The 11,271-nt window shown below is 69.2% G+C and carries 7 protein-coding genes and 3 pseudogenes; 3 read left to right on the top strand and 7 right to left on the bottom strand.

Translation table 11 applies throughout. The features are described from left to right. The 4 genes and pseudogenes from CM1CMNOD_RS01970 to CM1CMNOD_RS01955 form a co-directional block, all read right to left on the bottom strand. Positions 1 to 169 (bottom strand): annotated as a pseudogene (locus tag CM1CMNOD_RS01970) (IS982 family transposase); the annotation flags it as partial. 350 nt (positions 170 to 519) lie between these two features. Next, positions 520 to 789: pseudogene (locus CM1CMNOD_RS01965) on the bottom strand (SDR family oxidoreductase); the annotation flags it as partial. Positions 790 to 935: 146 nt separating this feature from the next. After that, complete coding sequence (locus tag CM1CMNOD_RS01960) at positions 936 to 1,487, bottom strand: NUDIX hydrolase (RefSeq protein ID WP_013872007.1); 552 nt, start codon at positions 1,485 to 1,487, stop codon at positions 936 to 938. Further along, positions 1,484 to 2,113 (bottom strand): annotated as a pseudogene (locus CM1CMNOD_RS01955) (NAD(P)-binding domain-containing protein); the annotation flags it as partial. The pseudogene CM1CMNOD_RS01955 and the gene CM1CMNOD_RS01960, both read right to left, overlap by 4 nt. Here CM1CMNOD_RS01955 and CM1CMNOD_RS22735 point away from each other — a divergent pair. Beyond that, positions 2,085 to 2,381, top strand: coding sequence for a hypothetical protein (locus CM1CMNOD_RS22735; protein WP_237702953.1), 297 nt, complete (start codon positions 2,085 to 2,087; stop codon positions 2,379 to 2,381). The pseudogene CM1CMNOD_RS01955 and the gene CM1CMNOD_RS22735 sit on opposite strands and share 29 nt — an antisense overlap. Before the next feature lie 111 nt (positions 2,382 to 2,492). Here the strand turns inward: CM1CMNOD_RS22735 and CM1CMNOD_RS01945 are convergent, their stop codons facing one another. Together CM1CMNOD_RS01945 and CM1CMNOD_RS01940 are read right to left on the bottom strand one after the other, a co-directional pair. Then, entirely contained in the window at positions 2,493 to 3,437 is a 945-nt protein-coding gene (locus tag CM1CMNOD_RS01945; RefSeq protein ID WP_085948579.1) for a ParA family protein, read from the bottom strand. Positions 3,438 to 3,618: 181 nt separating this feature from the next. Next, positions 3,619 to 6,240, bottom strand: coding sequence for an ATP-binding cassette domain-containing protein (locus CM1CMNOD_RS01940; protein ID WP_013872004.1), 2,622 nt, complete (start codon positions 6,238 to 6,240; stop codon positions 3,619 to 3,621). A 647-nt stretch (positions 6,241 to 6,887) separates the two neighbouring features. On the opposite strand from CM1CMNOD_RS01940, the gene CM1CMNOD_RS01935 reads away from it, so the two are divergent. Beyond that, positions 6,888 to 7,910 carry a hypothetical protein gene (locus CM1CMNOD_RS01935; protein WP_131772061.1) on the top strand — a complete coding sequence of 341 codons (1,023 nt, stop codon included), beginning with the start codon at positions 6,888 to 6,890 and terminating at the stop codon, positions 7,908 to 7,910. A 143-nt stretch (positions 7,911 to 8,053) separates the two neighbouring features. Here CM1CMNOD_RS01935 and CM1CMNOD_RS01930 read toward each other — a convergent pair whose 3' ends face one another. Continuing rightward, positions 8,054 to 8,620, bottom strand: coding sequence for a Uma2 family endonuclease (locus CM1CMNOD_RS01930; RefSeq protein WP_013872001.1), 567 nt, complete (start codon positions 8,618 to 8,620; stop codon positions 8,054 to 8,056). Between the two features lie 305 nt (positions 8,621 to 8,925). Between CM1CMNOD_RS01930 and CM1CMNOD_RS01925 the strand changes: the two genes are divergently transcribed. Further along, a partial coding sequence (locus tag CM1CMNOD_RS01925; protein WP_242625426.1) for a TM0106 family RecB-like putative nuclease occupies positions 8,926 to 11,271 on the top strand: 2,346 nt, incomplete at its 3' end.

The following is an 11,271-nucleotide window of genomic DNA, read 5'->3' as shown; positions in this document are numbered from 1 at the left end:
CGATCAGTGATCGGGTGACGGGCGCGGCGGTCTTGTTGTTGTGCCAGATCGCCGCGGCCATCGCCAGTAGCCGCCGGGCGGCCCGGATCGCGACGCCCTCGAAGGTCCGGCCGCCGTGTTGTTCCAGGTCAAGCTGCCCTTTGAGGGTGTCGTTGACCGACTCGATCAGGCGTCGGCGCGCGCCCACACCTCACCCTGCCGCACGCCGCAGGTCCTCCAGCCGGGCGTACTCGGCCGCCAGGTAGTCCGGGGTGACGCCCAGGGCGACGTTGCGCTGCTGCTGGCGGGCGAACCGGACGGGTCCAGATCGACTCGGCCAGCGTCTTGTCCACCCACGCCGACAGCGTCATCCCGACGGCGGCCGCAGCGGCGCGGGCCTGCTCGAGGGTCGCGGCCCGCACGGACACGTTCAGGTTCGGCATGTCAGACACCATACGGCGGACCATCACACGGTTGATGCGGGACCGGACATCTGTGGACGCCCTGGGTGGTGGCGGGCGCACGAAGGAATGGGCTGCGTCAGCGGCCGCCGCTGACATCGAGGATCGCGCCGGTGACGTAGGACGCCTCGGGCGAGCACAGCCAGGCGATCGCGTGCGCTACTTCGTCGGGTTCCCCTCCGCGGCCCATCGGGATGCCGGGCGCGAGGCGCTCGAGGCGGCCGGGTTGCCCGCCGCTGGCGTGGATGTCGGTACGGATGAGGCCGGGGCGGACAGCGTTGACCCGGATGCCGTCCGCCGCGACATCCCCGGCCAGCCCGATGGTCATGGTGCCCTTGGATGCGGCGTATCGGGCTGCCAAGTCCTTTGCGCAGGCAGTGGGGTCGTGCGCCGTTCAGGGATGTGAGGCGCGTGCGAGGCGCGGGGGCGGCGGTGATGGAGGCCCGCCCCTGCGTTGCGTCCGGGACCGGATGCGCCGGGGCGGCCGGCCGGGCGTCAGCGAAGGGCTTCGGCGATGCGCTGTCGCAGTGTTGCGTCACTGAGGTTGTCGATGGTGCGCCAGGTCGCGTCGGTGACCTCCTCGGTCTGAAGCTGGTGAACGTCGGCGGTGGTGCGGAAGAGGAACCGGACGTCGACGTGCCGGTGGTCCGGCTCGCCCTTGGCGTCGTTGGCGGGGATGGGGTGGACGTCGATGTGGATCGGCTGATCGTCGGCTGATGTGACGGCGTCGTCGGGGATGCCGGTTTCCTCGGCGAGTTCGCGCAGCGCCGCGTCCAGAAGGGTCTCGTCCGAGGTCTCCAGGTGGCCGCCGGGCATGAGCCACGTGTCGAGTGCTCGGTGGTGGATGTGCAGGATGCGTCCGTCGGCGTTGGCGAGGATCGCGCCGGCGGTCGCGTGGCCGCGGAACTCCCTGCGGGAGGTGAGGTCGGCGCCGGTGTCGAGGAGGTCGAGAACGGGCGCGAGGTCGGGCTTGTCCTCGGGGTGGGTGTCGAGGTAGGTGGTCAGGGTGGCGCGGATGTGGTCTGCCGTGATGGCCAAGTTGATCATCTGTTGAAGTAGGAGAGCCAGATCGCCGCGATCGCGGCGCGGTCGGGGGCGGGAACCTCGTGCATACCGGGGGTGAGATCGCCGCGGGTGAGCATCCTGATCCCGGCGAGTATCTCGGCTTGGACCAGGAAGATGAACGGCCCCACGCTGGCGCCGTGCAGGAAGTTGACCGCGTTGCCGCCGTTGGCCAGGTAGAAGTAGTGCCCGGTGGTCTGGTAGCGGGTCACATGGTCGCCGACCGCCGTGCGGGTGTAGACGTCTGGCAGCCCGGTCAGCTCGAGTTCGTCCTCGCGGCTGGTGACGGTGGCAACGTAGGCGTCGTTGCGCAGGTGAGGGAAGTCCTCGCCGTGCAGGGAGACCGCACCGGTCGCGCAAAGGACCAGTCCGGCCCCGTTCAGCGCGCTTTCGCGGTCACGGGCGACGGCGAAGCCTTGGGACAGCGCCTGGGTGCGGCGGACGGGGTCGATATCGAAGACGGTGACCTGGACGCCCTTGGCGTGCAGGAGACAGGCGATCGAGGAGCCGAGTTTGCCGAACCCGATGACCAGCGCGGGGCAGCCGTGCAGGATGTCGCCGCGGCTGCGCATGACGGCCTCGGTGGAGAAGACGACGGACTGGCCGACGAGGCGGACCGCGCTTACCGCCCAGCTCCGTGTCCTGCTCTCAGCGCCCGCCCAGGCCGGATCGCTCTTGTTCGCCGCCAGCGGGCCGGCCGCGTTCGCCGCCCCATGGCGTGATGCCTTCGAGTGGGTCGCGCTCTGTGACGCCCTCGACGACTACGACCAGGCCGACACCGACGTGGCCCGTGAACTCGTCGACTCAGCCGCGTCAACGCTGCTACGACTCACGGCGGACGTGGCCAGCAGGAAGATGTTCCGTAGTGTTTCGTCATAAAGTTTCATCGAATTTAAAGATGATGCGGATGAAGCACCCGTAGCGGCTGGTTCCGCGGCTGGCGTGATCGGGCGTGATCGGATACATGTCCGTTGCGCTCGTGGGCATGTCCTACGAAGGCACGTCCCGCGACTCCGAAGAAGACGACTCCGAAGAAGGCGACGGCGAAGAGGGCCGCGATGACGGGACAGTGTCCTCGACAGCGGCTATGAACTCGGTCGCGAGGGAGGCCAGGGCGTCGTAGTGCCGGTGGTAGCCGTACCGCTGCCGCAGGGTGCCCCAGTCGTTGAACTCCGCAGCCTCCGCGATCTCCGTCGAATCCGGGATCCTGGAGCTGAACACGCGCAGGCCGGTCTCCCTCCCGGAGCGGGCCAGATAGTCGGCGGTCTGCCGGTGCAGCGAGACGTTCGCCCGGTACTTGCTGACGACCAGGCCGACGGCGGGGATGTCCCGGCCCACACTCGCGGCGAACGCCTGGATCCTGGCCCGTATCTGCGGAATGCCGTACGTGGACATGACGTCCGGGATCGTCGGGACGATGTAGCCGTGCGAGATCCGCAGCCCGTTCAGGGTGAGCACGCTCAGGTTCGGCGGGCAGTCCACGAGGATGTAGTCGTAGTCGTCGGCGACCTTCTCGATCTGCCGGTGCAGCAGTTCCACCGGGCTGTGGCCGCCGGCGGTGGGCGCCCCGACAGGCGACAGCAGCCTGTCCTGGAGGTCGATGAGGTCCAGCGAGGAGGCCAGCAGGTCGACCCGGGTGACGCTGCCCACCGGGGAGACGTCCCGCTGCAATGCCTGGTGGATGTCGAAGAGGCCGCCGGCCGGGCCTGGGTCCACCGCGTCCCGGAAGAGCGACGCGAGTGTCTGGCCGGAGTCGTTGAGCTCCTGCCAGCGCACTTCGCCGATCATGAAGATGGTCAGGTTCGTCTGCGGGTCCAGATCAATGATCAACACTCGCTTGCCGTGTTCCCCGGCCAGGATCTCCGCCAGCGCCGCGGTGATCGTCGTCTTGCCGACGCCTCCCTTGAGGTTGATCGTCGAGATGATGTGCGTCAACGTCGTTCCCCCGCCTACCCTCACCGGCGCGGGGTCGCCGCGGTGAGATCCGACCAGATGAACCGCCACGATAGCGCGCACCTCTGATCATGATGACGGCCCGGGACGTGCTGATGAACCCACATCCGTACCACCGCCTCTCCGGTCACGCGGGGAGCCTTCCGATCGCGGATCCGTCACCTCAGGATGACGGATCCGCGATCGTCCTGCGCCGACTCACCTTCGGCTCGATCCGGCGGATCATGTACGCGGTCAGTACCAGCGCGACGACACCCACCCCCACCCCGGCGAGGACGTCAAGGAGCCAGGTAGATCCGCTGTGCTCCCACAGCGGATCCGGCGGATCGCCCCGGGGCCCGACGCGGCCGAGCTTGGCGACCTCGTTGAGGTCGGCGGTCGAGCCCAGCGCGGCAAAGCCCCAGCGGGCCGGCGCGATCCAGCTCACCTGTTCCAGCACCGGCCGTCCCACCGCCGACACCAGGCCCCCGGAGAGCACAAGCTGGGCCATGGTGACGAGCACGAGCACGGGCATGGTCTTGTCGGCGTTGTCCACCAGCGTCGACACCAGCAGCCCGATCATCATCGATGACAGCGCCGCCACGACCACCGCGATCAGACACTCCCCGAGGGGCGAGCCGAGCAGTACCGCATTGGCCGGCAGGCGCCCGAGTAAACCGATCAGGGTGAACACCACGCACTGACAGGTGGTGATCGCGGCCAGAACCGCGATCTTCGAGCCGAGGTAGGCGGTACGCGACAGGCCGATCGTGCGCTCCCGCCGGTAGATCGGCCGCTCCTTGACGATCTCGCGCACGGAGTTCGCCATTCCCATGAAGCACGCACACAGCACGAGCACGACCAGCACCTTGGTCGCGTCCGGATTGGGCTCCGGCAACGCCGCCAGACCGTCCTTCGCCGGGATGACCCTTGGGATGATCCCGAGCAGGAACGGGAACGCGATGATCAGCCGCAGGTAGGAGCGGTCCGCGAACACGACCCGCAGATACCGCCTGACCAGCGTCGAGAGCTGCGCCATCACCGGCTGCTGGCGGATGCCGGGCAGCAGCGCCGGCGGGCGGCGCACGACCGGCGCGACAACAGCGGACGGGACGTAGTACTCGGACGCGCGGAAGCGGGCCGCGAGCACGTCGCCCGGGGTCGCCTCCAGCTCCCGGAAGACGGCCACGAACTCCTTGAAGTCCTTCTTGCCGAAGAAGCGCAGCGCACCTTCACTCGGACCGAAGTAGGCCACATGGCCGCCGGGAGCGAGCACCAGCAGGTAGTCACACAGATCAAGGAACAAAACGCTGTGAGTGACCACAATCACCGTGCGGCCCTCGCCCGCGCTGCTGGCACCACCGCCCGCGGCGCCGGCTGTGCCGTCACTGCCACGGGCGAGCCCGTGCAGCGCCTCCATCACCGACTGGTCGTTCGCCGGGTCGAGGCCGGAGGTGGGCTCGTCCAGGAACAGCAGGGTCGGACGGGTCAGCAGCTCAAGAGCGACACTGGTTCGCTTGCGCTGCCCGCCCGACAGCCGGCTCACCGGCGTGCCGGCATGGTCACGCAGCCCGAGCTGGGCGATGACCTCCCGGACCCGGCTGCGCCGCTCCTCCACCGTCGTGTCCGCGGGGAAGCGCAGCTCGGCGCCGTACTCCAGAGCCTGGCGGACGGTGAGCTGACCGTGCAGCGGGTCGGCCTGCGGGACGTAGCCGATCCGGCGACGCAGCTCGTCGTACTCGGCGTAGAGATCCCGACCGGCGTAGCGGACCACACCGGCATCTGCCGGGCGGAACCCGGTGAGCGCGTTGAGTAACGTCGACTTGCCCGCGCCGCTCGGACCGACCACACCGAGCAGCGACCGGGCCGGCAGCCGGAACGTGACGTCGTGCATGAGCTGCTTGGGGCCGGCCCACACCGACAGGCTCTTCACCTCGAAGGTGACGTCGCCGCTGTCGACGTACTCGACCAGCGTGCCACCGTCGAGCTGGAACAGGTGATGCCCGATCGCAATGACGTCACGCTGCGCCACGAACGCCTGGGCCACCCGCTGGCCGTTGACGAACGTGCCGTTGGCCGACCCCAGGTCGACGACCTCGACGGCAATACCGGCGGTGCCGTCCCCGCCCGCACCGTTACCGTTCCCAGCGACGATGCTGCTATCGGCCCTGCTGCCATCAGCACCGCTACCGCCCACGCCGCCGCCGCCGACCCGACGCTGAGGGCCGACTCGGAGCTGGGCGTGGTGTCGAGAGGCCAGTAAGTCATCCACGACCACGTCGTTGTCCTGGGAGCGGCCCAGCATCATCCGCCCGGGACGCAGCCGGTGGACCCTACGGTCGTGGCTCACCACCTGATGTTGGAACGTCGACGCGTCGTCATCGGCCGCACCGGCCCGGACCACCCGTCTGGGCTGCGGGCCAGGGGGGTCACCGGCGCCGGCCAGCGCGGTCAGCGGGTCGCCGGGCTGCTCCGTGCGGCCCGGCGGCTCCGGGCGGGAATCGGAGCGTGGGACAAAAACGATCTCTGGTCCGTCCACGGCGCCGAGCCGGATCCGGACCTGCTCACCACGCGTGGTGACGTTGACATTGCCCACCCGCCTGCCATCACACCACAGGCCGTTGGCGCTGGTGTCGCGTACCAGCCAGCCGTCGGCACCCGACTCCAGGATCAGATGCCGGCGGGACACGCGCCGGTCGACAACGACGACGTCGGCCTGACGCGCCCGCCCGACCACGTACGGTCCACCACCCGCAAGGACAACCTGACCGTCCGGGGTGTTGACCTGCAGCGCGGTCCCATCCACCTGCGTATCTCCCCCCGTGGCCGGAGGTTGGTGGCCACCGGGCCAGTCGCTACCGGCGTCCTTCGCCGGAGCGATCATAACTGCCGCATCCGGACGGAATCGGGGGTTTCGACCGAACGGACCGACTGACAGCAACACGGCCGACAGCGCTATGACAGACGGTACAATCTATGACACAACGAGTGGTGCAATCGATGCTCCGGCGGCTCGGTAGATGGCCGCGACCAGCGGCACGGGCGGCGAGACGGTCGGATATCCGACATCGAATGCCAGCTGCCGGATGCCGTGCGTCGACGCCGGGCCCTCCCTGCCGTGTCGCCACCAGCCGGGTGGGAGCCTCCGTTCGTCGATGACGAACGATGCCGTCGGCGCCGGGTCCATGCCGTTGCGCGTCCGTGTCGTCACCTTCGCTGTCGTCACCTTCACTCGAGCGACAATCTCCGTCCCGGAGATCATTCGATGCCGCAACATGTACGCTGTCCCCGTCCGGGGGAAAACTTCAGGAGAACTACGGAGCGGCCCCCTTGTCCGTGCTGAAACGGTTTCACGTTCTGACGGCCGGAATTATCTTCTGTACGACACTGGTCGGACTGGCCGTGTGGTCGCTGCCGGACATGACAGGCCGCCCGCCGGCACGACAGCCGGCAGTGACGTCCACTACTGCCAGCGCTGCCCCCACTTCCGTCCCCACCGGCACCAGCGCGGCTACGACAGGCGCGTCCGACACCGTGGAAAAAACCGGCGACACGGCTACCGGCGCGGCCAGACCACCCGGTTTCGGCCAGGCCGGCAAGCTCGTGTTCGGCCTCGGCCCCTCCCTCGACAGCGACGCGACCTCACCCGTCGCCGACCAGCTGGGAATGTTCACGACCTGGTACAACAGTCCCAATGATTTCGGTTTTCTCACCAACTGGTCGAAGGACCTGATTCCGCAGGTCTACACCGGTGGACGCGCGATCCACCTCGTCGTGTGGCTCGGCGGGGCGGGCAGGGTCGCCACCGTACAGACCAGGTACGGGCCGGCCTGCGGGCGGGACTACCCCCTGTCGTCGTCGTTCCTCAGCGACACCCGCCGGCTCGCCCAGATATTCGGCGGCGAGGCGGACGGGCCGCCGCTGTACGTCACGCTGTTCACCGAGCTGCAGACCTACCCGTGCAAGGCCAACACCTGGGCCGCCACCCCGGAAGTGACGAACTACTACCTGAAACTCAAGGACCAGTACACCGCCGCGATGGACATATTCCACTCGATAGCGCCGAACGCCCGGGTCTCCCTCGGCTGGGGCGGCTGGCAGGCCCGCTGGGACGACCCCGGGAAAGGCGGCGGGAAATCACTGATCGGACATTTCGACGACGTACTGCGGCAGTCGGACTTCCAGAGCTTCCAGGCGATGGACTCGAAGAACAACGTCAACGACATCCGTGACATGACACGAATCCTCGGGAAATACGGTCCGGTCATGGTGGCGCACTACAAACCCGACGACGGCTCGCCAGGAACCTGGCACAGCGATCTGCGGGCGATTTTCACCGATGACTACATACGACAGGTCACCGGCGCCGGCCTGTTCGCGTTCAGTCTGATGGACAGCAAACACCTGACCGCCAGCGCAGAATCGCTGCGGCTCGTCCGCGATGCCGCCACCCGCTACGGCACCCGAACCGACTAGCGGATACGCAGAGTTCGCCGTCGACCACAGTGCGACCGATTTCCTGCCATGTCAACTTCTCGACACGGCCCACAAGGTCCTCTCGCACGCGGAGATCCAGTGTCACGTTGTCGACGACGACGTCGGCGACGTCGGCCTTCCGGTCAGAGTCGGCCGAGGTCGAGTTTCACGGGGAAGGGCGCCGTGGTGTCGAGTACGCCAACGAACACCTCCGCGTTCCGGTAGGTCCTGGTCGCCGGGTCGAGAACATGGGAATACACCAGCGGAGCACCGGTGGCGGACCCCTCGATCCGCCAGTAGTAGGCAATGCCGGCCCGGGCGTACTGGTCTGCCTTCACGATTCTGTCCGTGGTCTCCGAACCCGGCGAGACGATCTCCGCGATCAGCAGCACGTGCTCCGGGCGGGTGGGCGTGACATCGATCGTGTCCGAGCGGTACACCACGACATCCGGACGCCGATTGGTCAGCGGCACGTCCTGCAGCCGGACGTCGAAGTCCGTGTCGGCGTTCCAGTCCGCCCCGCCGGCCGCGTCCAGAGCGTTCGCGATGATCCGGGCCAGCCGGTTGTGCCGCTTGGAGGCGCTGGGGCTCACAACGATCATTCCATCCACGATCTCAATGCCCGCGCACTGCTCCTCGGACCAGGAGTCGTACTGCTCCGCCGTGATCTGCTCGTGCATCCAGGCGGGAGCGACCATCTCCGCGGCCATGGCACACCTCCTGCGAACCCGCGCGGCAGACCTGGGGCCGTCTGATGCCGGAGCCATCTGATGTTGGGACGTGTCTGACGCCGCGTGCCGCTGAGATCAAGCATACCGTGGGCTCCCCAAGGTCCCCGCGGTACGCGACCGGAAGCGCCGCGATCGAAGTCGCCAGGCAGCGCAGGGACTCCGGGGGCGCCGGTTTTCTGTTGCCTCCCAGCAACCCGGGATTCGGGGCGGGATGATGGCCGCGGCGCTTTCCACGAACCCGGCAGGCAACCCCGGGAACGGGAACCCGGGCGATGTGGGGGAACATGCAGCGGTTCGACGACCGGTGGGTGGTGTCGGCGAGCGACGTCGTCGACGCGCTCGAGTGCGGGCATCGACTCGCGCTGTCGCACGCCCACGCAGCCGGGGTACCGCTGGACGACGCCAGCACCGGCGAGCCGATCACGGCCGGTGAAGCGGACGAGCTGCTGGTCCGCCACGGTGACGCACACGAGCGGCGATGGCTCGCGCATCTCGTCGGCCTCTTCGGCGCCGACGCCGTCGCGACGATCGAACGCCCCGAGGGCGGCCTGACCGCGCTGACGGCGGCCTGGGAACAGACCCGCGCCGCCGTCGCCGCCGGTGCCGCCGTCAGCTATCAGGCGGTGCTCTTCGACGGCTCCTACCAGGGACGGCCCGACTTCCTGATCGCCGCGCACCTCGACCCGGTCACCGGCGCGCGCACCGGCGAGGCCACACCCGGCCGTTACGAACCGTACGACGCCAAGCTCGCCCGGCACGCCCGCCCCGCGGCCGTCGTGCAGCTGGCCTCCTACGCCCGGGCACTGCCGGCGATCGGGGTGGCCGCCGCGCATCGCATCCACCTGTTACTCGGCGACGGCCGGCTGGAGTCACTGCGGGTCGAGGACGTCGCACCCATGGTCGACCACGCCCGGGGCAGGCTGACCGCGCAGCTCGCGCGCCCGCCGGCAGTCCCCCAGCCGTCCTGGGGCGATCCGCGGCCCGCCTGCGGGGCCTGCGCGTTCACCGCCCACTGCGAGCGGGGCCGGGAAGCCGCCCGCGACCTGTCGCTGGTCGCCGGCCTGCGCACGGACCAGCGGCGCAAGCTGCGGACCGCCGGTATCACCTCGGTCGAGGACCTTGCCGCCGCGGACGACGAGCGGCGTCCCGCCTCGATGGCGGCGGCGACGTTCGCCGGGCTGCGGCTACAGGCACAGCTACAGATCATCCAGGACGCGACCCGCACCGACGACGACCGGACCGGCACCGTGACCGTCCGGGTGGTCGCGCCGGACGGGCTCGCGTCCCTGCCCACACCGGATCCCGGCGACATCTACTTCGACATGGAAGGGGATCCGTACGCGCTGGACAACGCCGGCCTGGAGTACCTCTTCGGTGCCGTCACCCTCGACGCAACCGCTGTCGGCACAGATGCTGTCGGCGCAGCCGCCGACAGCGGCGACGACACGGGCCGCCCCGGCCACGGCCCGGCGGCGGGCTTCACCACCGACGCCGTGGAGGTCTTCCACCCGTTCTGGGCGCACGACCGCGCCGAGGAGAAGCGCGCGTTCGAGCAGTTCGTCGACTGGGTGTTGCGCCGACTCGCGTACCATCCCCGAGCGCACATATATCACTACGCACCGTATGAGCCGAACGCGCTCAAACGGCTCGCGGCCAGACACGGCACCCGCGAACGGCAGGTGGACGCCCTGCTCGCCGGGCACCGGCTGGTGGACCTGTACACGGTCGTCCGACGCAGCCTGAAGATCTCCCAACGCTCGTATTCGATCAAGTATCTGGAGCCGCTGTACCTGCCGGGGGCTCGCGGCGCCGAGGTCAAGACCGCCGTCGACAGCATCGTCGCCTACGAGAACGTTCTGGCCCACCGCGCGGCCGGCGAGCAGGCGGCCGCCGAGCACGTCCTCAACGAGATCGCCGAGTACAACCGGGTCGACTGCGTGTCCACCCACCGTCTGCACCGCTGGCTGCTCGACCTGCGCGCGGCCGAAGGGATCATGCACGCGCCGGCGGCGGACGCCGGGGAGGGCGCCGCCGACACACTGCCGGATCCCGCCGACGCGACCGTCGACGCCCTGGTCGCCGGCCTGCCCGAGGACCCGGCGACCTGGAGCGACGACGAGCGGGCACAGGCCCTGCTGGCGGCTGCCGTCGGCTACCACCGGCGGGAGAACAAGCCCGCCTGGTGGGAGTTCTTCGCCTGGCTCACCGCCGACCGGGCCGCGCTGGAGGCCGACGACGGCTGCGCCGTCCCGCTGGAGTGGACCGTCGTCGAGGGCTGGAGCGCCCCCACCGGACGGCAGAAGAAGGCCCGGCGCGGCCTGCTCGCCTCGCTCGACCCCGACCACACCCATCCGTTCACCACCGGCGAGCGGGTCCGGCTGCTCTACCCGGACACCGTCGGTGACGGTGGCACTGTCGGGCCGGTTGGTGACGATGGCGTCGCCGTCCGCACCCGGGATGCCGAGATCGAACGGAGCGAGCCCGACCGGCTGCTCGTCCGGGAGATCGCGGCACCGGAGGACAACAGCGCCGAGCCACCGCTGGCAGTGCTGCCCGGCCCACCAGTGCGCCCGGAGCCCAAACCGGCCGCGATCGCCGAACTCGCCCAGATGGTGGCCGCCGTCCTGCCC

The sequence above is a fragment of the Protofrankia symbiont of Coriaria myrtifolia genome (assembly GCF_900634755.1).
In the GTDB taxonomy this organism is placed as follows: Bacteria; Actinomycetota; Actinomycetes; order Frankiales; family Frankiaceae; genus Protofrankia; species Protofrankia coriariae.
The sequence above is the reverse complement of the archived record's forward strand: the minus strand, read 5'-3'. Positions and strand labels throughout refer to the sequence as shown.

What these genes read in the sequence shown, in the direction of transcription:
- CM1CMNOD_RS01960 (WP_013872007.1), bottom strand. Translation starts at nt 1,487, where the DNA reads ATGATCAACTTGGCCATCACGGCAGACCACATCCGCGCCACCCTGACC.
- CM1CMNOD_RS01930 (WP_013872001.1), bottom strand. Translation starts at nt 8,620, where the DNA reads ATGGCCGCGGAGATGGTCGCTCCCGCCTGGATGCACGAGCAGATCACG.